At 69.4% G+C, this 23,494-nt stretch carries 29 protein-coding genes and 1 pseudogene; 8 read left to right on the forward strand and 22 right to left on the reverse strand.

All coding sequences use genetic code 11. The features are described from left to right. Positions 1-440 precede the first annotated feature (440 nt). Positions 441-869 carry a CBS domain-containing protein gene (locus tag KOF26_RS03120; RefSeq protein ID WP_216319996.1) on the reverse strand — a complete coding sequence of 143 codons (429 nt, stop codon included), beginning with the start codon at positions 867-869 and terminating at the stop codon, positions 441-443. Between the two features lie 68 nt (positions 870-937). Between KOF26_RS03120 and KOF26_RS03125 the strand changes: the two genes are divergently transcribed. Then, positions 938-1,240, forward strand: coding sequence for a hypothetical protein (locus tag KOF26_RS03125; RefSeq protein ID WP_216319999.1), 303 nt, complete (start codon positions 938-940; stop codon positions 1,238-1,240). Further along, on the forward strand, positions 1,237-1,617 hold the full coding sequence (locus KOF26_RS03130) for an acyl-CoA thioesterase (protein WP_216320002.1): 381 nt from the start codon (positions 1,237-1,239) through the stop codon (positions 1,615-1,617). Before KOF26_RS03125 ends, KOF26_RS03130 begins: the two co-directional genes overlap by 4 nt. A gap of 60 nt (positions 1,618-1,677) precedes the next feature. On the opposite strand, the gene KOF26_RS03135 is transcribed toward KOF26_RS03130, so the two are convergent. From KOF26_RS03135 to hisS, 4 genes are all read right to left on the reverse strand, one after another. Further along, positions 1,678-2,526, reverse strand: coding sequence for a DUF4167 domain-containing protein (locus tag KOF26_RS03135; RefSeq protein ID WP_363181707.1), 849 nt, complete (start codon positions 2,524-2,526; stop codon positions 1,678-1,680). 278 nt (positions 2,527-2,804) lie between these two features. Further along, on the reverse strand, positions 2,805-3,632 hold the full coding sequence (gene prmC, locus KOF26_RS03140) for a peptide chain release factor N(5)-glutamine methyltransferase (RefSeq protein WP_216320008.1): 828 nt from the start codon (positions 3,630-3,632) through the stop codon (positions 2,805-2,807). Beyond that, complete coding sequence (gene prfA / locus KOF26_RS03145; RefSeq protein WP_253201073.1) at positions 3,625-4,707, reverse strand: peptide chain release factor 1; 1,083 nt, start codon at positions 4,705-4,707, stop codon at positions 3,625-3,627. Before prfA ends, prmC begins: the two co-directional genes overlap by 8 nt. Beyond that, complete coding sequence (gene hisS, locus KOF26_RS03150) at positions 4,704-5,951, reverse strand: histidine--tRNA ligase (RefSeq protein ID WP_216320010.1); 1,248 nt, start codon at positions 5,949-5,951, stop codon at positions 4,704-4,706. Before hisS ends, prfA begins: the two co-directional genes overlap by 4 nt. A gap of 113 nt (positions 5,952-6,064) precedes the next feature. Between hisS and ppa the strand changes: the two genes are divergently transcribed. Further along, on the forward strand, positions 6,065-6,619 hold the full coding sequence (ppa, locus tag KOF26_RS03155) for an inorganic diphosphatase (RefSeq protein WP_216320013.1): 555 nt from the start codon (positions 6,065-6,067) through the stop codon (positions 6,617-6,619). A 48-nt stretch (positions 6,620-6,667) separates the two neighbouring features. Further along, positions 6,668-7,300 carry a DUF1345 domain-containing protein gene (locus KOF26_RS03160; protein WP_216320015.1) on the forward strand — a complete coding sequence of 211 codons (633 nt, stop codon included), beginning with the start codon at positions 6,668-6,670 and terminating at the stop codon, positions 7,298-7,300. Positions 7,301-7,309: 9 nt separating this feature from the next. On the opposite strand, the gene KOF26_RS03165 is transcribed toward KOF26_RS03160, so the two are convergent. From KOF26_RS03165 to ispG, 4 genes are read right to left on the reverse strand one after another with little or no spacing between them, the layout of a single operon-like run. Beyond that, positions 7,310-7,624, reverse strand: coding sequence for a DMT family transporter (locus tag KOF26_RS03165; RefSeq protein WP_216320017.1), 315 nt, complete (start codon positions 7,622-7,624; stop codon positions 7,310-7,312). 3 nt (positions 7,625-7,627) lie between these two features. Beyond that, positions 7,628-8,101: a GNAT family N-acetyltransferase gene (locus KOF26_RS03170; protein WP_216321617.1), complete on the reverse strand. Its 474-nt coding sequence runs from the start codon at positions 8,099-8,101 to the stop codon at positions 7,628-7,630. A gap of 5 nt (positions 8,102-8,106) precedes the next feature. Next, complete coding sequence (locus KOF26_RS03175; RefSeq protein ID WP_216321620.1) at positions 8,107-9,015, reverse strand: DMT family transporter; 909 nt, start codon at positions 9,013-9,015, stop codon at positions 8,107-8,109. A gap of 2 nt (positions 9,016-9,017) precedes the next feature. Further along, positions 9,018-10,142 carry a flavodoxin-dependent (E)-4-hydroxy-3-methylbut-2-enyl-diphosphate synthase gene (gene ispG / locus KOF26_RS03180; RefSeq protein WP_216320019.1) on the reverse strand — a complete coding sequence of 375 codons (1,125 nt, stop codon included), beginning with the start codon at positions 10,140-10,142 and terminating at the stop codon, positions 9,018-9,020. A gap of 99 nt (positions 10,143-10,241) precedes the next feature. Between ispG and KOF26_RS03185 the strand changes: the two genes are divergently transcribed. Both KOF26_RS03185 and KOF26_RS03190 read left to right on the forward strand, forming a co-directional pair. Then, positions 10,242-11,156, forward strand: a complete 915-nt coding sequence (locus KOF26_RS03185) for an isoaspartyl peptidase/L-asparaginase family protein (RefSeq protein WP_216320022.1) — start codon at positions 10,242-10,244, stop codon at positions 11,154-11,156. Then, complete coding sequence (locus tag KOF26_RS03190; protein WP_216320025.1) at positions 11,156-12,064, forward strand: S1/P1 nuclease; 909 nt, start codon at positions 11,156-11,158, stop codon at positions 12,062-12,064. The genes KOF26_RS03185 and KOF26_RS03190 overlap by 1 nt, the downstream gene beginning before the upstream one ends. Before the next feature lie 205 nt (positions 12,065-12,269). Here KOF26_RS03190 and pal read toward each other — a convergent pair whose 3' ends face one another. The 7 genes and pseudogenes from pal to ruvB form a co-directional block, all read right to left on the reverse strand. Then, complete coding sequence (gene pal / locus KOF26_RS03195; protein WP_216320028.1) at positions 12,270-12,800, reverse strand: peptidoglycan-associated lipoprotein Pal; 531 nt, start codon at positions 12,798-12,800, stop codon at positions 12,270-12,272. A 102-nt stretch (positions 12,801-12,902) separates the two neighbouring features. Next, a pseudogene (gene tolB, locus KOF26_RS03200) lies at positions 12,903-14,168 on the reverse strand (Tol-Pal system beta propeller repeat protein TolB); the annotation flags it as partial. 62 nt (positions 14,169-14,230) lie between these two features. Further along, a complete protein-coding gene (locus tag KOF26_RS03205) occupies positions 14,231-15,112 on the reverse strand; it encodes a cell envelope integrity protein TolA (RefSeq protein WP_253201074.1) in 882 nt (293 codons plus the stop codon). Next, positions 15,109-15,591: a protein TolR gene (tolR, locus tag KOF26_RS03210; RefSeq protein ID WP_216320034.1), complete on the reverse strand. Its 483-nt coding sequence runs from the start codon at positions 15,589-15,591 to the stop codon at positions 15,109-15,111. Before tolR ends, KOF26_RS03205 begins: the two co-directional genes overlap by 4 nt. Then, positions 15,591-16,286, reverse strand: a complete 696-nt coding sequence (gene tolQ / locus KOF26_RS03215) for a protein TolQ (protein WP_216320037.1) — start codon at positions 16,284-16,286, stop codon at positions 15,591-15,593. The genes tolR and tolQ overlap by 1 nt, the downstream gene beginning before the upstream one ends. Further along, positions 16,283-16,765: a YbgC/FadM family acyl-CoA thioesterase gene (locus KOF26_RS03220; RefSeq protein WP_216320040.1), complete on the reverse strand. Its 483-nt coding sequence runs from the start codon at positions 16,763-16,765 to the stop codon at positions 16,283-16,285. The genes tolQ and KOF26_RS03220 overlap by 4 nt, the downstream gene beginning before the upstream one ends. 47 nt (positions 16,766-16,812) lie before the next feature. Then, positions 16,813-17,835: a Holliday junction branch migration DNA helicase RuvB gene (gene ruvB, locus KOF26_RS03225; RefSeq protein ID WP_216320044.1), complete on the reverse strand. Its 1,023-nt coding sequence runs from the start codon at positions 17,833-17,835 to the stop codon at positions 16,813-16,815. 60 nt (positions 17,836-17,895) lie between these two features. Here ruvB and KOF26_RS03230 point away from each other — a divergent pair, with 60 nt between their 5' ends. Next, positions 17,896-18,831, forward strand: a complete 936-nt coding sequence (locus tag KOF26_RS03230; protein ID WP_216320047.1) for a 2-hydroxyacid dehydrogenase — start codon at positions 17,896-17,898, stop codon at positions 18,829-18,831. A gap of 78 nt (positions 18,832-18,909) precedes the next feature. Here KOF26_RS03230 and KOF26_RS03235 read toward each other — a convergent pair whose 3' ends face one another. The 5 genes from KOF26_RS03235 to KOF26_RS03255 all read right to left on the reverse strand — a co-directional run bounded on the left by KOF26_RS03235 (position 18,910) and on the right by KOF26_RS03255 (position 21,510). Further along, positions 18,910-19,233 (reverse strand): YnfA family protein, encoded by a 324-nt coding sequence (locus KOF26_RS03235; protein WP_216320050.1) that lies wholly within the window; start codon positions 19,231-19,233, stop codon positions 18,910-18,912. 4 nt (positions 19,234-19,237) lie between these two features. Continuing rightward, positions 19,238-19,837, reverse strand: coding sequence for a Holliday junction branch migration protein RuvA (gene ruvA, locus KOF26_RS03240; RefSeq protein WP_216320052.1), 600 nt, complete (start codon positions 19,835-19,837; stop codon positions 19,238-19,240). Further along, positions 19,834-20,331, reverse strand: a complete 498-nt coding sequence (ruvC, locus tag KOF26_RS03245) for a crossover junction endodeoxyribonuclease RuvC (RefSeq protein WP_216321627.1) — start codon at positions 20,329-20,331, stop codon at positions 19,834-19,836. The genes ruvA and ruvC overlap by 4 nt, the downstream gene beginning before the upstream one ends. After that, on the reverse strand, positions 20,328-21,074 hold the full coding sequence (locus KOF26_RS03250; RefSeq protein ID WP_216320055.1) for a YebC/PmpR family DNA-binding transcriptional regulator: 747 nt from the start codon (positions 21,072-21,074) through the stop codon (positions 20,328-20,330). Before KOF26_RS03250 ends, ruvC begins: the two co-directional genes overlap by 4 nt. Before the next feature lie 190 nt (positions 21,075-21,264). Next, positions 21,265-21,510: a DUF2312 domain-containing protein gene (locus tag KOF26_RS03255; protein ID WP_216320058.1), complete on the reverse strand. Its 246-nt coding sequence runs from the start codon at positions 21,508-21,510 to the stop codon at positions 21,265-21,267. Positions 21,511-21,670: 160 nt separating this feature from the next. Between KOF26_RS03255 and pyk the strand changes: the two genes are divergently transcribed. Continuing rightward, positions 21,671-23,128, forward strand: a complete 1,458-nt coding sequence (gene pyk / locus KOF26_RS03260; protein ID WP_216320060.1) for a pyruvate kinase — start codon at positions 21,671-21,673, stop codon at positions 23,126-23,128. Positions 23,129-23,218: 90 nt separating this feature from the next. Here the strand turns inward: pyk and ykgO are convergent, their stop codons facing one another. After that, positions 23,219-23,344, reverse strand: a complete 126-nt coding sequence (ykgO, locus tag KOF26_RS03265) for a type B 50S ribosomal protein L36 (protein WP_004210176.1) — start codon at positions 23,342-23,344, stop codon at positions 23,219-23,221. Between the last annotated feature and the right edge of the window lie 150 nt (positions 23,345-23,494).

Consider the following 23,494-nt stretch of genomic DNA (forward strand, 5'->3'; position numbering starts at 1 on the left):
ACATATAGGAACGGCCTGATTTGTCCGATCCACCCAGGCCCAAAGACCCTGGGTAACCGGGGCCGCCGCCCACATGTCCCTTCATCAATCCAACAATGAGAAAGAGCCAACCGCCAAGCCGACACCCCCTTGATCCCTCCCCTTCCAGGTCGGGCCCTCGTGGGTGCCGATGGCGGTGAACCGCACTTCGCCGTGGCAAAGCGCCGTTGACGAGGGGCTATCTATGTCCGCGGCCGCGGCCGGTCAACTCCAATTTTGCAATTTTGTTGCGCACCCTTTCAAACCGCCCGGTTTTCGGGGTTTTCCGCCGTCCCATTCGGCCAGACACCAGTCCGAATCGGCCCCCGGTGATTCGAAAAAATGGAGACTCGGGCGCTTCGGATGGCGGAAAACTCACGATCGCCGGCCATTGCGCGGCGCCCCGGCCGATGGACCCTGGCTCAGACCTGCTGGATATAGGTGAGCATCGCTTCGGCCTCGCCCTCGATCGAATCGATGCGGCGCTTGACCAGGTCGCCGATCGAAACGAACCCGATCAGCGCGCCGTCCTCGACCACCGGCAAATGACGGATGCGTCGCCGGGTCATCATCGCCAGCGCGGTGATGATCCGGACCTTGCGATCCACCGTCACCGCCGGGCTGGTCATCACCTCGCGCACCGGCCGCTCGAGCATCGCGGCGCCGTCTTGTGCCAGGCCGTAGACGACATCACGCTCGGAAAAGATGCCGACCACATTTCCCTGCTCGACCACGGGCACGGCGCCGATCCGCTTCTCGGCCAGTATCCGCACCACCCCTGCCACACTGGTCTCGGCGGCGACGCTCACCACCGCATTGCCCTTGCCTTCGAGTATCGTGGCGATGGTCATGGCCTCTCTCCTCTTTGTCGGGTTTTTGCTGGGTTGATGATCACACTTCGCCGTTCCAAAGGAAAGCCATGCGCGCGACTCCCGAGGAAAGGGCCCACGCCTGGGCCCGCTATCGCCGGCTGATGCGGTGGATGGCGCTGGTCGCCGCCCTGGTGGTGGCGGCCGTGCTCGTCTGGCTGAAGGCGAGCGGCACGCCGATGCCGCTGCCGATGGTCATCGCCACCATTGCCGGCGTCGGCCTGTCGATGCTGCTCGGCACGGCGCTGATGGGGCTCGTCTTCCTCAGCGCGGGCAGCGGCCATGACGACATTGTCGGCGAGATCGCGCCGGAAGAGGAAGAGGATTGGGACAGGAAGGCGCCGCGGCGATGAACGACGTGCCGGAGCCGGTCTTGCGGGTCGTGCCGCGGCCGGGGGATATCAACACCAACGGCCATATCTTCGGTGGCTGGGTGCTGGCGCAGATGGACATTGCCGGCGGCATCGTCGCCGCGCGCGTCGCCCAGGGGCCGGTGGCGACCGTCGCCATCGATGCCATGCAGTTCATCGAGCCGATCCTGCTGCAGGATCTGATCTCCGTTTATGGCAAGGTCGAGCGGATCGGGCGCAGCTCGGTCGCGGTGCGCATCGAGGTCGTCGCCAGTCGCGATCGCGGCGCCACGGAGGTGAAGGTGACGCAGGCGCTGTTCACTTTCGTCGCGCTCGACGAGGATCACCGCCCGCGCCCGATCCCGCGCGACGCAGCATAAGGAAAGGGCGGCCACCGCATCCGGCGCCGCCCCGTCCTGTTGGATCGTTACCGGGAGGCGTCAGGCCTCGACCGGCAAGGTGTCGCCGGAATCGACGCGGCGGCGCGTGGTGCGGCGGCGCGGCTTTTCGGCGACATCGCTGGCAGCCACCGGTTCGGCGGCGGCGGGCTCGGCCAGGAACGCGGGCAGCGGACGCTCGCCATCGATGCGCGAGGCGGCCTCCGTCTCGGCCGGGCGCTCGCGGCGCGGACGGCCGCGCGGGCGGCGCGCCACCGGCGCCTCGTCCTCGAGCATCGCGGCGGCGACGACCGGCGCCTCCTCCGCGGGCTCGTCATCGGCGAAGGACAGCTGCTGGCGCTCCTCGCGCTCGGGCTGGGCGTTGCGATCGCGGCGATCGTCGCGCTGGGCGCGTTCGCGGCGCTCCGGCCGCGGCTGACGCTCGCCATTGACGTGGCCATTCGCCTCGCCATTGCGGCGGGCCTGCTGCGGCTGGGGCTGATCGTCATAGCGATCGCCGGCATCCGTGGCGTTCAGGTCGCCGTCGCCTTCCTCGCCGTCATAATCGTCCTGGAAATCACCGCGCTGGCGCTTCTGCTCCTCGAAGCGGCCGCGGGTCTCGCTCAGCACGCGGAAATAATGGTCGGCGAACTGGAGATAATATTCGGTCATCACCCGATCGCCCTGCATCTGGGAGTCGCGGGCGAGCGTCTTGTATTTTTCGTGAAGCTGGTTGGCGTTGCCGCGGGCACGATTGTCGATGCGATTGCCGCGATCCTGGCCGCCGCCTCCGCCGCCGCCGCCACCGTTCATGGGACGCATGCCGTTACCCCGGCCGCGCCCACGGCGGCCGTTCTGCCGATTGTTGATCAAGGTCCGAACGTCCTCGTCACTGGTGGTAGCTTCAACCACTCCACGCCCAGGCCATTCCCGGGCAAATCCATGCGCAGACCCGTGGCCGCGACAGAGGCGCATCACGCCATCCGCCACCGCATCATGCCGGCGCCGCTCGGGCTCAACGGCCGGGCGCGGCGTGGACATATGGGGTCAGCAAACGGGTCGGCCTCGCATGCGGGCTGCCATGGCATCGTGCCATATGATCAAACCCGGCCTGTCCGAGGCCCCCGTCTCGTGCTTCCCACTTAGGAGTTCGCGCCGGTAAATCCAAGGGGGTTATGCACAGATTTCAGTTAAGCTGTCGTTACAACCAGACAACGGGGCCGCCCGGCGAGATCGGGCCTGAGCGCCACGCGGAGGCCGGCGGCGCGGAACAGGGCGCCCGCGGATTCGGCCTGGGCGCTGCCGATTTCGATGCACGCGACGCCGCCCGGCGCGATCTGGGCGCCGATCAATGGCGCCAGCCGGCGATAATCGTCGAGCCCATCCGCGCCGGCGAACAGCGCCGAGGCGGGCTCATGCCCGGCCACCTCGCGCGGCAACGCCGCACCAGCCTCGACATAGGGCGGGTTGCACAGCACCAGATCATGCGCCCGGCCATCGCCTTCCCAGCCGCCCGGGCGGATCTCGGCGCGGGCCGCCATGCCGAGAATGGCGGCATTGCCGGCGGCGATGGCCACCGCGGCGGGCGAGGCATCGACGCCCACGCCCCGCGCGCGGGGCCATTGGTCCAGCGCGGCGAGCAGCAGCGCGCCGGATCCGGTGCCGAGGTCGAGCACGGAGCGAGGGCCCGCGGTGCCGGCGAAATGCTCCACCGCCGCCTCGATCAGCGTCTCGCTGTCGGCGCGCGGCACCAGCACGCCCGGGCCGACGGCGAGGCTCACCGTCCAGAAATCCCGCCGGCCGACGATATAGGCGACCGGCTCGTGCGCCAGCCGCCGCGCCACCAGCGCCGCAAATCCGGCGGGCACGGCATCGTCCAGCCGTCCGAGCAGCAGCGCGTCGCGGCTCACGCCGAGCGCATGGGCGGCGAGCAATTCCGCATCGAGCCGGCCGGTATCGCTGAACTCCGCGAATGCCGCCGCCGCCCGCGCGATCGCGGCGCGGAGGGTTTCAGCCATCCTGGTCGAGATTGGCGAGCCGCGCCGCCTCATCCTCGGCGATCAACGCGCCGAGCAGCTCATCCATCTGCCCCTCGATGATCTCGGGCAGGCGATGCAGCGTCAGGTTGATGCGATGATCGGTGACGCGGCCTTGCGGGAAATTATAGGTGCGGATGCGCTCCGATCGATCGCCCGATCCGACCATGGATTTGCGCGCGCCCGCCCGCGCGCTGGCCAGCCGCTCGCGCTCCAGCTCGTAGAGCCGGGCGCGCAGCACCTTCATCGCCTTGGCCTTGTTCTTGTGCTGGCTCTTCTCGTCCTGCTGGCTGACGACGAGGCCGGTCGGCAGGTGGGTGATGCGCACCGCGGAATCCGTGGTGTTGACGGATTGCCCCCCCGGTCCGGACGAACGGAACACGTCGATGCGCAGATCCTTGTCGTCGATCTGCACGTCCACCTCCTCGGCCTCGGGCAATACCGCCACCGTCGCCGCCGAGGTATGGATGCGGCCGCCGCTCTCGGTGGCGGGAACGCGCTGCACGCGATGGACGCCGCTTTCGAACTTGAGGCGCGCGAACACCCCCTGGCCGGTGACGCTCGCCACCACTTCCTTATAGCCGCCGAGTTCCGCCTGGCTTGCCGAGATCAGCTCGACCCGCCAGCCCCGGCTGTCGGCATAGCGCTGGTACATGCGGAACAGGTCGCCGGCGAACAGCGCCGCCTCGTCGCCCCCGGTTCCGGCCCGAATCTCGAGAATGGCCGATCGTTCGTCGGCGGCGTCGCGCGGCAGCAGGCTGATGGCGAGATGCCGCTCCGCCTCGGCCAGACGGCCCTGATTCTCGGTGAGTTCCTCGGCGGCGAGCGCGCGCAGCTCGTCGTCGGCGTCGCGCGTCATCTGGGTCAGCGAGGCGGCCTCGGCGCGCAGCCGCCGCACATCGGCCGCCGCCGCCGCCACCGGCTCCAGCTCGGCATATTCGCGCGACAGGCTGACGAAGCGCTCGGGGGCGAGACCGGGCGCGGCCATCGCGTTACCGAGTTCGTCGCGCCGCGCCTCGATCGCCGCGATGCGCTGGTCGCTGATCGTCGGGGTCAAGACGCCACCGCGTCTGCCACGCCCTCAATCGGCACGGTGCGCTGCTCGCCGGTGGCGAGATGCTTCACCGACGCTTGCCCCTGCGCGATCTCGTCGTCCCCGATGATCACGGCATAGCGCGCGCCGGCCGCGTCGGCGCGCTGCATCCGCTTCTTCATATTGCCGCGCCAGCCCATGTCGGCAGCGATGCCCGCTCGCCGAAGCCGCGCGAGGAGGCCGGCGCACACCGCCTCGGCGGCGGCCCCCATCGGCACCAGAGCGACGTCGATCCGCTCCGCCGCCGGCTCATCCAGCAGCATGGCCAGCCGCTCGATCCCGGCCGCCCAGCCCACCGCCGGCGTCTCCGGCCCGCCCAATGACTGGATCAGCCCGTCATACCGGCCGCCGGCGAGAACGGTGCCCTGCGCGCCAAGCCGATCGGTGACGAACTCGAAGGCGGTATGCCGATAATAATCGAGGCCGCGCACCAGCCGATCGTTGCGCACCCAGGCGACGCCGGCAGCGTCCAGCCCCTTGGTCACGCTCTCGAAGAAAATGCCGGCCTCGCTGGTCAGGAAGGCGTCGATCCCCGGTGCTGCATCGGCCACCGGACGATCGCGCGGGTCCTTGGAATCGAGGATGCGCAGCGGATTCTTCTCCAGCCGCGTCAGGCTGTCCTCGGATAATTCGCCGCGATGCCGCTCGAAATGGGCGACCAGCGCCGCGCGCCAGGCGTCGCGCGTCTCGCGGTCGCCGAGCGTGTTGAGCTGCAGCGTGACACCATCGGCGATGCCGAGCTCGTGGAGAAGCTGGTCGGCGAGCGCGAGCAGCTCCACATCGGCCATCGGCTCGGCCGCGCCGATCACCTCGGCGTCGATCTGGTGGAACTGGCGATAGCGCCCTTTTTGCGGCCGCTCATAGCGGAAGACGGGGCCGTGGGTGGCGATCTTCAGCGGCGCATATTGCTGCCAGCCCTCCGTCAGGAAGGCGCGGCACAGGCCGGCCGTGAATTCGGGCCGAAGCGTCAGCGATTCGCCGCCGCGGTCCTCGAAGCTGTACATTTCCTTGGAAACGACATCGGTGGTCTCGCCGAGCGAGCGCGCGAACACCGCGGTCGCCTCGAACACCGGCATCTCGACGCGCCCGAAGCCGTAAAGCCGGCGCACCGTCTCGAAGGCCTCGACCACCCGGCCGAAGCGCCTCGCCATGTCGCCGATCATGTCCTGCGTGCCGCGTATCGGGCGCGGCGTCGTCATGCTTGTCATGGGGTGCGGCCAGTAGAGCAAATTGGCGGCACGCGGAACATCCTTCGCATTCGCAATATCATTCGCCGATTCTGGCTTGAGGCCGGACGTATCACTGCTTATGCGCCCGCAGCATGAACATCGATCTCATCCCCATCGGGCCGAATCCGCCGCACGAGCTCAACGTGATCATCGAGGTGCCCGTCGGCGGCGAGCCGGTGAAATATGAGTTCGACAAGGCGTCCGGCGCGCTGTTCGTCGATCGCATCCTGCATACGCCGATGCGCTATCCGGCCAATTATGGCTTCGTGCCGCATACGCTGTCGCCGGATGGCGACCCGCTCGACGCGCTCGTGGTGGCGCGCTCGCCGTTCATCCCCGGCTCGGTGGTCCGCGTGCGCCCGATCGCTGTCCTCAAGCTTGAGGACGAGGCCGGCGGCGACGAGAAGCTGCTCACCGTGCCGATCGACGGCACCTTCCCTTACTACACCAACGTCGTCGAGGGCCATGACCTGCCCGAGATCGTGATGCAGCAGATCGAGCATTTCTTCACCCATTACAAGGACCTGGAGTCCAAGAAGTGGGTGCGCATCGGCAATTGGGGCGACGCCGAGGAGGCCAAGCGCATCATCGTCGAGGCGATCGACGCCAACAAGACGGCCAAGGGCCAGACCAAGTCGCATCTCTGATCGGGGCGGGGCGGTGACCTTGATCGCCCTCCACGCTATCCTCAGCCGATGACGGGCATCGGCAGCCGGATCGCACCGGCACGTTTCGTGCTGTTCCTCGGGCTGCTCGCCGCAGGCGTCGCCGTGGCCGTCGGCTCGATGGGCTGGCGGCGCGGCTTCCTGATCGGCTTCGACGTCGCCGCCGTCGGGTTTCTCCTCTCGCTCGTTCCGCTGTTCCGTGATCGCGGCGCCGACGCGATGCGGGCGCGCTCCCGGGCGAACGATGCCAACCGCGTGCTGCTGCTGGCCATCACCGGCGCGGTGATGGTCGCGATCATGACCGCGATCGCGGCCGAGCTTTCCAGCAAGGGCGGCCCCAGCCCGGCCGTGGCGGGCCTGATCGTGGCCACCCTGCTGATCGCCTGGGTGTTCTCCAACGCCGTCTATGCACTCCATTATGCGCACGTCTTCTACCTGCAGCAGGAGGGCGAGGACAAAGGCGGCCTCGATTTCCCGGACTGCGACGAGCCCGATTACTGGGACTTCGCCTATTTCGCCTTCACGCTGGGCATGACGTTCCAGACCTCCGACGTGTCGATCCGCTCCCGCGCGCTGCGCACGACGGCGCTGTTCCACAGCCTCGCCGCCTTCATCTTCAATATCGGCGTGCTGGCCTTCTCGATCAACGTGCTGGGCGGCTAGGGCACGATCCTAGGCGAGCAGCTTCAGGCCGCCGATCGCCAGCACGACGACGAGGATCAGCGCGACGCGCAGCGCGCTCGCCGGTTCGCCGAACGCGGCGATGCCGACGATCACCGTGCCGACCGCGCCGATCCCGCCCCACACCGCATAGGCGGTGCCCATCGGGATCGTTCGCGAGGCGAGTTCCAGCAGCCCCATCGACAGGCTTACCGAGCCGAGAAAGCCCAGCGTCCACGGGATGTTGCGAAAGCCGTCGACGAAACGCAGGCAGGTGGTGAAGCCCACCTCGAACAACCCGCCGATGATGAGCAGCATCCAGGCCATGGTTCAGCCTTCCGCCGCCAGCCGGGCGATACCGGCCGCGTCCAGCCGCCAGGGCTGCCAGCCGCGCGTCGCACGCGCGCCGATGCGGGTGTAGAAGTCCATCGCCTCGATATTCCAGTCGAGCACCGCCCAGTCGATCCGCTGATAGCCGCGCCGTGCCGCCTCTCCGGCCAATGCGCGGAACAGCGCTCGCCCGACGCCGCGCCCGCGCGCCGCCTCGTCGACGAACAGATCCTCCAGATACAGGCCTTGCGTGCCCGTCCAGGTCGAGAAGTTGCGGAACCACAGGGCGAGGCCGACGCTGCGCCCGTCAAGCTCGGCGATGAAGGCATGGACGCCGGCATCCGGCCCGAACATCGCCGCCTGCAGCGACGCCTCCGTCGCCTTCACCGCATCGGGCTCGCGCTCATAGGCAGCCAGCGCACGGATCATGCGCAGGATTTCCGCCTCGTCCCCCGGACGTGCCACGCGCACCATCACACTCAAAGCCCTATCTCCACATTGCCGGGGCCCGCCACCGCCACCGGCCGGCTGCGCATCGCCACCACGCATCCGCACACGATCAGCGCCGCGCCGGCGAGCGTCGCGAGCCCGACAGCCTCGCCGAACACCGCCCAGCCGAACAGGCAGGCCCAGATGAACGCGCTATATTCCACCGGCACCAGATAGCTGGCCGGCGCGCGCGCATAACCCCATGACAGCAACAGCAACGACACGCTGGCGAGCAGCGCCGCCAGCGCGATCTCCCACCAATGACCAGCCGGGGAAGCGATCGGGACGACAGGCGCCGCCAGCACGAGGAACAGCCCGATCGTGGCGCTCTGGAAGAAGGCGATCTCCAGCGGCCCCGCCGCCTGCGCCTGCTGGCGCTGGAGGACGAGATTATAGGCGTAGCACAAGGCCGAGAAGATGATCGCCGCGATACCCGGCAGCCGCGACGGATCCCCCTCCCCCCGCGTCGCGCCGGCCAGGATCACCAGCACGCCGGCAAAGGCGACGAGGCTGCCGTGGATCGCGCCCCGTCCGACCTTCTCGCCGAGCAGCACGGCAGCCAGGTAAAGCGCGAGCAAAGGCGCGACGAAGGTCAGCGCGATCGCCTGCGCCATCGGCACCCGCGCCAGCCCCCAGAAGAAGCTCACCGTCATCAGCGCCGTGACGGCCCCACGCAGCAGGTGCAGCCGCATCGCGCCGGCTGCCGGCACGGACGGGCGCGTGGCGAGCCACGGCAGCCCGGCGATGACGCAGCCCGCCGCGCACCGCCACACCATCGCCGAATAGGCGCCGATGGCGAGGCTCAGCCCCTTCATCACCGCATCCATCGCCGCGAACAGGGCGATGCCGAGCCCGGCCGCGGCAAAGGCCCGGACGGCGATTGCCTCAGCCGGGGTGATGCTCACTCCGCGGCCTGGGCCGCGGCATCGTTCTCCGCCTCAATCTCGGCGGCGCGCGCCTCGACCAGCCTGACGATGTGGTCGAGCATGTCGGCGTCCTGCACGGTATGATCGGTGACGCCCTTGAGATAGACCATGTGCTTGCCGTTGCCGCCGCCGGTCAGCCCGATATCGGTCTCGCGCGCCTCGCCCGGCCCGTTGACCACGCAGCCCAGCACGGAAAGCGACAGCGGCGTGCGGATATGCTGCAGCCGCGCCTCCAGCGTCTCGACGGTGCGGATCACGTCGAAGCCCTGCCGCGCGCAGGACGGGCAGGATACGACGCGCACGCCGCGATTGCGGATGCCGAGCGCCTTGAGGATCTCGAAGCCGACGCGCACCTCCTCCTCCGGCTCGGCGGACAGCGACACGCGGATGGTGTCGCCGATGCCGTACCAGAGCAGCGAGCCGAGCCCGATCGAGGACTTCACCGTGCCGCCGATCAACCCGCCCGCCTCGGTGATGCCGAGATGCAGCGGGCAATCGACCGCCTCGGCCAGCTGCTGGTAGGCGGCGACGGCAAGGAACACGTCCGACGCCTTCACGGCGACCTTGTATTCGCGGAAATCGGCGTCCTCGAGCAGCTTGATATGGTCGAGCGCGCTTTCCACCAGCGCCTCGGGGCAGGGCTCGCCATATTTCTCCAGCAGGTCCTTTTCGAGACTGCCGGCGTTGACGCCGATGCGGATCGAACAGCCATTGGCCTTGGCGGCGTTGACCACCTCGCGCACGCGCGCTTCCGAGCCGATATTGCCGGGGTTGATGCGCAGGCAGGCCGCGCCCGCGTCAGCCGCCTCCAGCGCGCGCTTGTAATGAAAATGGATGTCGGCCACGATCGGCACGCGCGAGGCACGCACGATCTGCCTGAGCGCCGCCGTCGATTCCTCGTCCGGGCAGGAGACGCGGATGATGTCGACGCCCGCATCCTCGCAGCGGCGAATCTGGTCGATCGTCGCCGTCACGTCGGGGGTGGGCGTGTTGGTCATGGTCTGCACCGTCACCGGGGCATCGCCGCCGACGGGGACATTGCCGACCATGATCTGGCGGGATTGGCGGCGCATGATATCGCGCCAGGGACGGATCGACATGAAACGCTCCGGTAACTGCGTCATGCCCTATAGCCGATCGCCGGCCGAGGCCAAACACAGGAGGTGGCAATTCCTCCCATCACCGTTAAAGGCGCGCCGGTGACCTGGAGGCTCCTCATCCATGGCGGCGCGGGCGCGATGCGCCGCGATCGCCTGACGCCCGCCGAGGATGCCGGCGCGAGGGCTGGCCTGTCGACGGCGCTGGCGGCGGGCAAGGCCGTGCTGGCCGGCGGCGGCGGCGCGCTCGACGCGGTCGAGGCGGCGGTGCGCGTGCTGGAGGACGATCCCCATTTCAACGCCGGGCGCGGCTCGGTCTTCACCTGGGACGGGGGAAACGAGATGGATGCGGCGGTGATGGCCGGCGCCGATCGCGCCGCCGGTGCCGTCACCGGCGTCACCGCCACGCGCAATCCCGTCAGCCTCGCCCGCGCCGTGCTCGACAATAGCGAGCATGTGCTGCTGTCGGGCGCGGGTGCCGACGAGTTCTCCCTCGCCCAGGGACTGGAGCAGGCAGGCGCGGAGTGGTTCGCGATTGCCGAGCGGCGCCGCCAGCTCGACGAGCTGAAGGCCGGCGCCGGCTTCGACAGCGGCATGAAATATGGCACGGTCGGCGCTGTCGCTTGCGATGCCGCCGGCCATGTCGCGGCCGCCACCTCGACCGGCGGGCTCACCGCCAAGCGCTGGGGCCGGATCGGTGATTCGCCGCTGATCGGCGCCGGCACCTGGGCGGACGATCGCGCCGGCGCCATCTCCTGCACCGGCGCCGGGGAGTATTTCATCCGCGCCTGCGCCGCCCATGAAATCGCGGCGCGGATGCGCCTCGCCGGCCTTGCGCCCGAGGCGGCGGCCGAGACCGTGCTGGCCGAGATCAGGGCGATGGGCGGCACCGGCGGGGTCATCGTCGCCGCCCCGGACGGCCGCCACGCCTGGCGCTTCACCACGCCCGCCATGTACCGCGGCGTCGCCGGTGCCGACCTTCCGACACTGGTCGCGATCTACGGAGACGAAGCCTGATGCGCCGCCTGGCCGCCGCCCTTGTCGCCGCGCTGGTGGCGGTGATGCCCGCGCCGGCCCTCGCCTGGTGGGAATATGGGCACGAGATGGTGGCCGCGGTGGCGATGCGCTCGGTCACGCCGCGCACCCGCGCCGCGATCCGCGATTTGCTGCGCCACCAGGGGCTGATGCGCACGCCGACCTGCCCGGCGCGGACGCTGGAGGAGGCGAGCGTGTGGGCCGACTGCATCAAGCCGTTGGGCGACCGCTTCAGCTACATCTATTCCTGGCATTATGAGAATGTCGACGTGTGCAAACCGTTCGACCTCACGACGCCATGCGCCGACGGCAATTGCGTGTCGTCGCAGATCGAGCGGGCGGCGCGCATGCTCCATGATCCGCGCCTGCCGCTGCGCGACCGGGTCGAGGCGCTGCTGCTGCTCACCCATTTCATGGGCGACATTTCCCAACCGATGCACGCCGGCGATCGCGGTGATCGTGGCGGCAACGACCTGGCCGCCGATTACGGCCTGATCGGCGGGCGCACCAATCTCCATTCCATCTGGGACGGGCTGCTGCCCGAACGGGCGCTGTCCACCCCGCCGGCCGCGCCGGACGGTCTGCTGGCCGGCCTCGGCGCGGAGGAGAGGGCCCGGCTCCAGGCCGGCAGTGTCGAGGATTGGGCGCGCGACGGCTGGCAGGTCGCCCATGATCTCGCCTACGCGCCGCTGCTTTCCGGCGATGCCTGCGCGCTCGTGCCGCAAGGCATGCGGCCGCGCCTCAGCCAGGAGCAGATCGCGGCGCTCGTTCCGGCGGTGCGCAGGCAGGTGGAGAAAGGCGGTCTCAGGCTGGCGCGCCTGCTCGACGAGGCGCTCGGCGGCACCGCACCCGCCCCGGGCTCGCCATTGCTCCCCAAGCCGCGAGGCTAGGGCCGGTCGCCCTCACCCGACCGCCACCGCCAGCCGCCACGCGTGCGCCACCTCGCATGTGATCGGCATTCCGGTTCCGTAGCGATAGCGCTTCGGGGCGAACCAGTAGCGGCGCGCGTCATCCACGGCGCGCTCCCAAAAAGAACGGGCCGCAATTCTATCCGAATTGCGACCCGTTTCCAGTCCGATGCCCTGGGGCTCCGGCTTATTCCGGCACCACCGTCACGGCGCGACGGTTCTGCTGCCAGGCCGCCTCGTCGGAGCCGAGCGCGGTCGGGCGCTCCTTGCCGTAGCTGATCGTCGACAGGCGACCGGCGTCGATGCCCTTGCCGACCAGGTAATTCTTGGCGGCATTGGCGCGGCGATCGCCGAGGGCGAGGTTATACTCGCGCGTGCCGCGCTCGTCGCAATGGCCCTCGATCGTTGCGCGGACGTTCGGATATTTGGCGAGCCACTGCGCCTGCGCGTCGAGCGTCGCGCGCGCGTCCGAATCGAGATCCTGCGAGTCGAGCGCGAAGTAGACGCGGTCGCTGCCGGCCTGCGCAATGAACTCCGCGCGGCTGCCGGGGCGCGGGCCGTTCTGCGCGGTGGGCGGCGGCGGCGGCGGCGGCGTCGGAGCGGGCTCGGCGGCCGGGCTCGGCGGCGGCGGCGGCAGCTCCGGCGGCGCCTTCTTCGCGCAACCGGCAACGGCGATGAGCGCGGCTATAGCCAGTAGTCTGGCCGGGGTGCTGGGCATAGTCGATCCTCTTCGTGGTTAGTCGGGATTTTACCACCCCCCGCCAGACGCGACACGCGGGAGGGTCGCCGTTTGACGCGGCTGCGTCAACCCGGCCTTGGTTCATGGCAGGATCGGGCCCCATGCGGGGTCCGATCCGTCGAGCGGGGTCGGGATCCGGCGCTCATTCACGCCGGTCAGATCGACCGACCAGAGATCAGCCTTGCCCGACCCTTGCGCGGAACGGAAGAACATGATGACGCGGCCGTTCGGGGACCAGCTCGGCCCCTCGTCCTGCCAGCTGTTGGTCAGCACCTTCTCGTTGCCGCCGCCCGGCGACATCGTGCCGATGCGGAAATTGCCGTCCATCTTGGTGAATGCGATCAGGTCCCCCTTGGGGCTCCACACCGGCGTGGCGTAGCGGCCACTGCCGAAACTGATGCGCTGCTGGTTCGATCCGTCGGCGTTCATGACGTAGATCTGCTGCCCGCCGGACCGGTCGCTCTCGAAGACGATCTTGCTGCCGTCCGGCGAATAGCTCGGCGCGGTGTCGATCGAGGGCGAGGTAGTCAGCCGTTCCGGCCGGCCGCCGCTCGCCGCGACGCGATAAATGTCGGTATTGTTGGCCACCGACATGGAAAAGACGATCCAGTGCCCGTCCGGCGAGAAGCGGGGCGCGAACGTCATGTTCGGCTGGTCGACGACGAGCCGCTGCCGGCCGGAGCCGACATCATAGACATAGACGCGCGGCCGGTCGTTCTGGAACGACATATAGACGATCGTCTGCTGGTTGGGCGCAAAGCGCGGCGTCAGGACGAGGCTCTGGCCGTTGGTCAGGAAGCGGTGGTTGGCGCCGTCCTGGTCCATGATGGCGAGCCGCTTGATGCGGTTGTTCTTCGGGCCCGTTTCCGAGACGTAGACGACGCGGCTGTCGAAATAGGGGCCTTCGCCGGTCAGCCGCGCATAAACCTCGTCGGCGCATTTATGCGCGCCGCGGCGCCATTGCTCCGGCCGCAGCGTGAAGCCCTGCCGGGCGAGCTCGGTCTGGGCGAACACATCGTAGAGATAGCAGCCGACGAAGATCGTGCCGTCGCCATTGGCCTGGACGAACCCTTGCACCAGCGCCTGCGCGCCGGTGTTGGCCCAGGTCGGGTAATCCGGCGCATCCATCTGCGTCAGCGACACCGGCGGCGGGCTCGCCACCGGCCGGAACAGGCCGGAGCCCTTGAGATCGTCCGAAACGATCTTGGCGATCTGCCGGCCGAGCGCCGTCGTCTCGCCGGCCGGGGTCTGCATGGCGACGCGGGGCGGCATGTCCGGGATCGCGATCGGCATCGGCTGGGAAATGCCCCCGCTCACGTCCACCCGAAGCTGCGCCGCGGCCGGCGCGGCGAGCGTGGCGAGCACGAGCAGGAGGAGGGATTTAAGGCGCGGCATCGGCGTCTCCGGGTTCATCGTTCGAGCGTAGCGTCGAAGTTGAGCGGCTCGAGCAGCTTCCAGTAATCATAAAGGTCGGGCGGCAGCTTGAGCGGCGCCGCCTTGTAGACGGTGCGGATCGCGGCGTCGGCATGCTGGCGGGCGTAAGAACGGTTGCTGTCGTTGATGCCGTCCTGGCCGATCACCTCGGGCCGGCCGGCGATAGAGCCATCCGGGTTGAGATGCACGCGCAGCGACGTGCGCAGCGCCCCGATCGGCCCGGACGGCGGCACCCAGTAGCGCGCCAGCTGCTCGCGGATCGCGGCCGCGAGCGAAGCTTGCGCCACGCCGCTCATCGGCGCGGGTGGGGTGTTGGCCTTGCCCTGCGCGGCCCCCAGCCCTTTCAGGAAATCCGGGCCGAGGCGCGCGCCCTTGGCCTTGTTCGTGTCGGCCGAGGCACTCTTGCCCTCGCTCGCCGCCTGGGTCTTGATGCTCTTCAGGAAATCGGCGCCAAGCGGCTTGGGTGACGGCTTCGGCACCGGCTTCGCGGCGGGCGTCGGCTTGGCCGGCGCCGGCTTTTCCGCCTCGGGTTTGGGCTCCGGCTTCGGCGCCGGCTTGGGCGGCGCGGCCTGCGGCTCGGGCGGGCTCGGCGCGGGGGCGGCCGCCTCGGGCGGGGCGGCGGCCTCTTCCGGCTTGCCCTGCTCCGGCGCGACCGAGGGCGCGGCGGCCTCGTTCGACGCCTTCGGCGCGGCCGCGGTCAGGCCGACCTCGTCGACGAACATCACGTCGAGCGGCTGATTCTGCGACGGCATCTTGTTGCGCGCGGCGAACAGCCCGAGCGAGAGCGCGGCGAACAGGGCGACATGCCCCGCCACCGACAGGCCCAGCCCGGTCCGTTCCGCGCGGTCCATGCTCATTGCGCCGCCTCGCCCGCTTCGCCCGGCTGGTCTGCCGCGGCGCCGTTGTTCGCGGCCGATGACACCAGCGCCACCTTGTTCAGTCCGGCGCGGTTTAGCTCGCCCATCACCGCCATCACCCGGCCGTAATCGAGGCTGGCGTCGGCGCGCAGATAGACCTGTCGCTCCCTGCCCTCTGGCCCGGTGGCGATGGCGGCGAGCCGCTCCGGCAATACCCCCGTCGCCACCTGCTGATCGTCGACGAAGGTCTGGCCCTGGGCGTCGATCGAGATTTGCACCGGCTGCTGCTTCTGATCGAGCGCGCCGGCGCGGCTGTCCGGCAGGTTCACCGGCACGCCGGTGACCAGCAGCGGCGCGGTGACCATGAAGATGATCAGCAGCACCAGCATCACGTCGACCAGCGGCGTGACGTTGATCTCGGCCATCGGCGCGCGTCCCCGCCGTCCGCGCCCGCCGGACTGGATCGGGCTCATCGCCATTATTCGGCCTCCAGCTCGCGGCTCAGCGTGGCGTGGAAGGCATCGGCGAAGCGATGCAGCCGCGCCTCGAGCCGATTGAGGCCGTGGGTCAGGCGGTTATAGGCGATGACCGCGGGAATCGCCGCGAACAGGCCGAGGGCGGTCGCGAACAGCGCCTCGGCGATGCCCGGTGCAACCACGGCGAGGCTCGAATTCTCCTGCGCGGCGATATCGGTGAAGGCGCGCATGATGCCCCATACGGTGCCGAACAGGCCGACGAACGGCGCCACCGCGCCGGTGGTGGCGAGGATGTTGAGCTTGTCCGACAGGCGATCCATCTCCGCGTCCGCGGCCGAGCCCATGATGCTGGCGAGCCGCGCGCGCGTGCCGGTGCGGTCCACCGCCGGCCCCTTGGTCGAGCGGCGCCATTCCTGCACGCCGGCCAGGAACACCCGCGCGCTCGGCAGCTCGGAGGCGCGATGCGCGGTATAATAGGTGTCGATATCCTCGGCCTTCCAGAAATCCTGCTCGAAGCGCTCATTGGCGCCGCCGAGGCGGCGCATGCGCAGAACGTGGCCGATGATGATCGACCACGTCCAGATGCTGGCGGCGAGCAGGCCGATCATCACCGTCTTCACCACGATGTCGGCTTGAAGGAAGAGGGCGACCGGCGATATGCTGGCACCGGCTGCGGCGGCGGCGGGCAGGACACTCATGCGGGGCTCGATTCCTCCTGATGGTTAGACGCCCGGGCCAAATCATCGAAAATCCCGACCCATGGTTTTGGTTGCCTGCGCGGGCGGCCGTCCGGCGACAGGAAGGCGACCGTTACGTCCGCGACGGCAATCTCCTCCCCATCGCGCCTGACTCTTTGATGAATGGCGCATGACGCGCCGCGCGAACGCAGCACGCGGCTTTCGATGACCAGCGCATCGCCGAGCCGCGCCGGGCGGACGAAACGCAGATCGACATGGGTGACGGCATAGACGCCTTCGCCGGCCTCATGCGCCGCGCGCTGGTCGATCCCCACGCAGGCGAGCATGTCCGACCGCGCCCGTTCCATGAAGCGCAGGTAATTGGCGTGATAGACGACGCCGCCGACATCGGTGTCCTCGAAATAGACGCGCACCGCGAAATGATGCACGCCTCCGAGGAAGCCACCTTCATAGGGGCGGTCGAGAGGATGCCCGGCCATGGCCCCGCTTTACTGGTCCGATTCGCAGGGTGGAACCCCGGATATGATCAATCGAACAGGCCGTCCTGACCGCCCCGCGGCGGGACGAGGCCGAGATGGGTCCACCCCCGCCCGTTCAGCACTCGCCCGCGCGCGGTCCGCGCCACCAGGCCGAGCTGGATGAGATAGGGCTCGATCACTTCCTCGATCGTGTCGCGCGGCTCGGACAGGCCGGCGGCGAGCGTCTCCACCCCCACCGGCCCGCCGGCATAGATGTCGGCGATCATATGGAGATAGCGCCGGTCCATCGCGTCGAGACCGAGCGCGTCCACCTCCAGCCGGTTGAGCGCGGCGTCCGCCACCCGGGCGTCGACCGTCCCGGCGCCGGCGACATCGGCAAAGTCGCGGACCCGCCGGAGCAGCCGGCCGGCGATGCGCGGCGTGCCCCGCGCGCGCCGCGCGATCTCGGAAGCGCCGTCGGGCGCGATGCCGAGGCCGAGCAGCCCGGCGGCGCGCGTCACCACCCGCTCCAGCTCGTCCACGGTATAGAATTGCAGACGGATCGGGATGCCGAAGCGATCGCGCAGCGGCGTCGTCAGCAGGCCCTGCCGGGTCGTCGCGCCGACCAGCGTGAAGCGCGGCAGATCGATGCGCACCGAGCGCGCCGACGGCCCCTCGCCGATCATCAGATCGAGCGCGCGATCCTCCATCGCCGGATAAAGCACCTCCTCGACCTGCGGACTGAGCCGGTGGATCTCGTCGATGAACAGCACGTCGCCATCCTCGAGATTGGTGAGGAGCGCCGCGAGATCGCCCGACTTGGCGATCACCGGGCCGGAGGTGGCGCGGAAGCCGACGCCCATCTCCCGCGCGACGATCTGGGCGAGCGTCGTCTTGCCGAGGCCGGGAGGGCCGAAGAACAGCACATGGTCGAGCGCCTCGCCCCGCGCCTTGGCAGCGTGAAGGAACACGCGCAGATTCTCCCGCGCCGCCTTCTGCCCGACGAAGTCGTCGAGGGTGCGCGGGCGCAGCGCGGCGTCGACATCCTCGGGCGCGCGGGCGGGGCTGATAAGGCGGTCGGGGCTGGTCACGCGGCCGGGATAGCGCCCATGCGATGGACAGTCGATGCCGGGGATCGCTATTCCCGCCTCATGACCGAGACTCCATCCGCCAAGCCGCCCGTCCTCATGCTCATGCGCAACCCGTCGCCCTGGGCGCTGGACGATCTCGCCACGCGCTACACCCTGCTCAGCGAGCCGGCGCCCGGCATCGAGGTGGTGATCACCGGCGGCACCGAGGGCATCGACGCGGCCACCATCGACCGGCTGCCCGACCTCAAGCTGATCGCGGTCTGCGCCGTCGGCTATGACCAGACCGACGTCGCCCACGCCCATGCCCGTGGCGCCGAGGTGACCAATACGCCGGACGTGCTCACCGACGACGTCGCCGACCTCGCCATCGGTCTGATGATCGCCACCGCGCGGCGCATTCCGGCGATGGACCGCTATGTCCGCGGCGGCCGCTGGGTGCGCGACGGCGCGGCGCCGCTCGCCACCCGCTTCAGCGGCCGGCGCATCGGCATTCTCGGCCTCGGGCGCATCGGGCGCGCCATCGCCTGGCGCGCCGTGCCCTTCGCCCTCGAGATCGCCTATCACGCCCGTTCCGAGCGGCGGGACGTGCCGTGGCGCTATGAGGCCGACCCGGTGGCGCTGGCCGCCTCCGTCGATGTGCTGGTGGTGGCGACGGCGGGGGGCGCCGGCACCGCCGGGCTGGTCGACCGCGCCGTGCTCGACGCGCTGGGGCCTGACGGCATGCTGATCAACATCGCGCGCGGCTCGGTGGTCGATGAGGCGGCGCTGGTCGCGGCGCTGGCCGAGGGCCGGCTGGGCAGCGCCGGCCTCGACGTGTTCGCGGACGAGCCCAATGTGCCGCAAGCGCTGCTGGCGATGGAGAATGTCGTGCTCATGCCGCACATGGGCAGCGCCACCCGCCAGACACGCGCCGCCATGGCCCAGCTCGTCATCGACAATGTCGACGCGTTCTTCGCCGGCAGGCCGCTGCTGACGCCGGTGCCGCGCGGCAATTAGGGGTCGATATTCCCCGTCATCCCGAACCCGTTTCAGCAGCTGCCGAGCCGCTCATCCCCCTCATTCCGGGCTGGCCGGCTAGCGTCCGCGCGGTCCCCACAGGATGATCGCTGCGCCGATCAGGCAGACGAGCGCGCCGATCAAATCCCAGCGGTCCGGCCGCACGCCTTCCGCCAGCCACAGCCAGCCGATCGCGGTGACGATGTAGATGCCGCCATAGGCCGCATAGGTCCGCCCGGCCTGATCCACCGGCACCAGGGTCAGCAACCATGCGAACAGGCAGAGCGAGGCGGCGCCGGGGGCGATCCACCAGATCGATTTGCCCAGCCTCAGCCACGCCCAGAAGGCGAAGCAGCCGGCGATCTCCGCCACCGCCGCGCCGACATAGGCGAGATAGGGCATCCTCCTATCGCGCCGCCTTGCGCAGCGCGAGGCGGACCAGCGCGTCGAGGCCGGCGCCCGGGCCCAGCTCCTCTTCGGCCGCCGCCACCGCCGCCGAGGCGTCACCCGGCTTGAAGCCGAGATTGGCGAGCGCCGAGAGCGCATCCGCCGCCGCGCCGGCGCGGGGCGCGGCTGCCCCGCCGCCGCCTGGCCCGAGCGCGACGCCGCCCGCCTTGTCCTTCAGCTCGGTGACGATGCGCAGGGCGAGCTTCGGGCCGACACCGTTGGCGCGTGCCACCATCGCCTTGTCGCCGCTCGCCACCGCGCGCACCAGCTCGCCGGGATCGAGCACGGACAGGATGGCCAGCGCCACGCGGCCGCCCACCCCCTGTACCGAGCCGAGCAGCCGGAACCAGTCCCGCTCCGCCGCCGAGCCGAAGGCGAAGAGGGTGATGGCGTCTTCGCGCACCTGCATTTCGGTAAGCAGGGTCACCTCTCCGCCGACCGCACCGATCGCGGCGAGCGTGCGTCCCGACGCCTGCGCCAGATAGCCGACGCCGTTCACGTCGATGACGAGATGGTCCGCGCCGACTTCGGCCAGCCTGCCGGAAAGCCGCGCGATCATGCCACGCTCCGCCGGATGGCGTGGGCCAGCCCGAGATGATGGGCATGGGTGATCGCGACGGCGAGGGCATCGGCGGCGTCGGCCCCGGCGATCGCCGCGCCCGGCAGCAAGCGGGCGACCATCGCCTCGACCTGCCCCTTCTCGGCGCTGCCGGTGCCGACCAGCGCCTTCTTGACCAGTCGGGGCGCATATTCGCCCACCGTCACGCCGCTGCGCGCCGCCGCGAGCAGCACCACGCCGCGCGCCTGGCCGAGCTTCAGCGTCGATTGGGGATTGGTGTTGGCGAACACCTCCTCCGCCGCCACCGCGTCGGGCTGGTGGCGGAGCATGATGTCGGTCAGCGCATCGAACAGGGTGACCAGACGGTCGGACAGCGCCGCCTTCGCATCAGTGCGCACCTGCCCGTTGGCGATATGGGACAGCCGGTTGCCGGCCCGGGCGATCACCCCCCAGCCCGTGCAGGCGAGGCCAGGATCGAGGCCGAGGATAATCAGCCGAGCTTCTCCATCACCGCGTCCGGCACGTCGTAATTGCCCCACACCTGCTGGACGTCGTCATCATCGTCGAGGGCGTCGATCAGCTTCATCAGCGTGGCGGCGTCGCCCTCGCTGTCCACCGTCACCATCGTCTGCGGGCGCCAGGCGAGCTTCACGCCTTCCGGCTCCCCGAGTGCCTTTTCCAGCGCCTTGGCGACTTCGTGGAGCGAGTCTACCGCCGTCCAGATCTCATGGCCGTCCTCGGAAGAGGAGACGTCCTCGGCCCCCGCCTCCAGCGCCGCCTCGAACACCTTCTCCGCATCCCCCGCCGAGGCCGGATAATTGATCAGGCCCATGCGATCGAAGGCATGGCTGACCGAGCCGCCGGCGCCGAGATTGCCGCCATTCTTGGAAACGGCGGTGCGGACGTTGGTGGCGGTGCGGTTGCGATTGTCGGTGAGCGTCTCGATGATCAGCGACACGCCGCCCGGGCCGAAGCCCTCGTAGCGCACCTCCTCATAGGTCTCGCTGTCGCCGCCTTCGGCCTTCTTGATCGACCGCTCGATATTGTCCTTCGGCATGCCACCGGCGCGCGCCGCGATGATCGCCGCGCGCAGGCGGGCGTTCATCGCCGGATCGGGCAGGCCCATCTTGGCTGCGACCGTGATCTCTCGGGACAGCTTGGAGAAGAGCGCCGAGCGCTTTTTGTCCTGCGCGCCCTTGCGGTGCATGATGTTCTTGAATTTGCTATGGCCGGCCATGGCCCGGTCTCTTTCTTCAGGAAGATCGTCGCAAAGCCTCTAGGCGAGGCGGCCCCGCCCAGTCCAGCGCGACGCTATTGCTGTTGTTGCTGTCGTTGCTGCCCCTCGGCCTTGCGCGGCGCGCCATCGGGCAGCGGCATCGGCTGGTGGGCGAAGGGCGGGATCGCCCGGTCCTCCGCCCGCTTGACGCTCACACCAGGCCCAGCGCGTTGCGATAGGTTTCGAGCAGCGCGTCCTCTTCGTCGCGGACATGCTTCTCCTTCTTTCGCAGCGACACGATCTTGCGCATCGTCTTCGCGTCGAAACCCTGGCTCTTCGCCTCGAGATACACGTCCTTGATATCGTCGGACATGCCCTTCTTCTCTTCCTCGAGCCGCTCGATACGCTCGATGAAGAGGCGAAGCTGGTCCGCCGCGACGGTCTGGCCGTCACTCATGCCTGTCTCCTGATTCGTCATGGGTCGCCCGCGTCTAGCCTGTGGGCGCGCGGAATGGAAACGGGGGCGTTTTAACCAGGGCTCTTTGCCATTCGGTGGTTGAACTGGAGCCATAGGAGTCTATCCCCCCTCACTCGCGTCGCAGAAGGAGCTCCCCCCGGTGGCCAATCCCATCGCCCCCCGCCGCCGCAAGGTCCGCGTCCTCGCTACCCTCGGGCCGGCCAGCGCCTCCCCCGAAATGATCCGCAAGCTCTATCTTGCCGGCGCGGACGCCTTCCGCGTCAACATGAGCCATGGCGATCATGACGGGCACCAGAAGGTGATCGCGGCGATCCGCGGGCTGGAGAAGGAGCTCGGCCGGCCGACCACCATCCTCGCCGACCTGCAGGGGCCGAAGCTGCGCGTCGGCACCTTCGCCGAGGGGGCCGTGATGCTGGAAACCGGCGCCACCTTCACCCTCGATCGCGATTCGACGCCCGGCGACACCAGCCGCGTGTTCCTGCCGCACCCCGAGATCATCCGCGCGCTGCGCCCCGACGCGCGGCTGCTGCTCGACGACGGCAAGCTGGTGCTGCGCGTTACCGAGGCGGGGCAGGATCATGTCGCCACCCGCGTCGAGGTCGGCGGGCGGCTGTCCAATCACAAGGGCGTCAACGTGCCGGACGTGGTGGTGCCGATGGCGGCGCTCACCGACAAGGATCGCCGCGACCTCGCCTTCGCGCTCGAGCAGGGCTGCGACTGGGTGGCGCTGAGCTTCGTGCAGCGGCCGGACGATGTCGCCGAGGCGCGACGGCTGATCGGCGGCAAGGCGTCCTTGCTCGCCAAGATCGAGAAACCGGCCGCGCTCGACCGGCTGGACGAGATCGTCGAGCTGTCCGACGCGGTGATGGTGGCGCGCGGCGATCTCGGCGTCGAGCTGCCGCCGGAGACGGTGCCGCCGATGCAGAAGCGGATCGTCGAATCGGCGCGCCGGCAGGGCCGGCCGGTGGTGGTCGCGACGCAGATGCTCGAATCGATGATCGTCGCGCCGACGCCGACCCGCGCCGAAGTCTCCGACGTCGCCACCGCCATCTATGATGGCGCGGATGCGATCATGCTGTCGGCGGAAAGCGCCGCCGGCGCCTGGCCGGAGGAATCGGTGGCGATGATGGACCGCATCGCCGTCGCCGTCGAATCGGACCCCGGCCATCTTGCCCGCGTCCATTTCACCGAGACCCGCCCCGATCCGACCACCGCCGACGCGCTCGCCGAGGCCGCCAACGGTATCGCCGGCACGGTCTCCGCGGCTGCCATCGTCTGCTTCACCACCTCCGGCTCGACGGCGCGGCGCATCGCCCGCGAGCGCACCTCGGTGCCGTCGCTGGTGCTGACGCCCAAGCTGGAGACGGCGCGGCGGCTGGGCCTGCTATGGGGCGTCCATGCCGTCCACACCCGCGATGTCGGCAATTTCGAAGAGATGGTCGCCAAGGCGCGGCGCATGGCGCTGCGGACCGGCATCGCCAAGGGCGGCGATCCGATCATCATCACCGCGGGCGTGCCCTTCGGCACCCCGGGTGCGACCAACGTCCTTCACGTCGTCCGCCTCACCGGCAACGAGCTGAAGAACTATCAGGGCTGAGCGGGCCGGGCCACGCGAAAGGGGGCGGCGCCAACCGGGCGCCGCCCCCTATTCGTGTTCGGACGCCGGACCCGCGGGCCCGGGCCGGCTTCAGCCCTGGCGGGCCTTGAAGCGGCGGTTGGTCTTGTTGATGACGTAGGTGCGGCCGCGACGACGGATCACGCGGTTGTCGCGGTGACGGCCCTTGAGGGACTTGAGCGAATTGCGAATCTTCATGGGCCTGGGCCGCCTCGTGCCTTGTTCTAGGTCTTCGGAAAATCGGAGCGCCGCGCTTATGCGGGCAGGCCGACAGAGTCAAGTTTCCCGCGCCCTTGCAGCAAAATCCTCCTACACAGCGTTTCGCCCCTGAATCGATCGACTCGATTC

It is taken from the genome of Sphingomonas quercus (assembly GCF_018863195.1).
Lineage (GTDB): Bacteria > Pseudomonadota > Alphaproteobacteria > Sphingomonadales > Sphingomonadaceae > Solisphingomonas > Solisphingomonas quercus.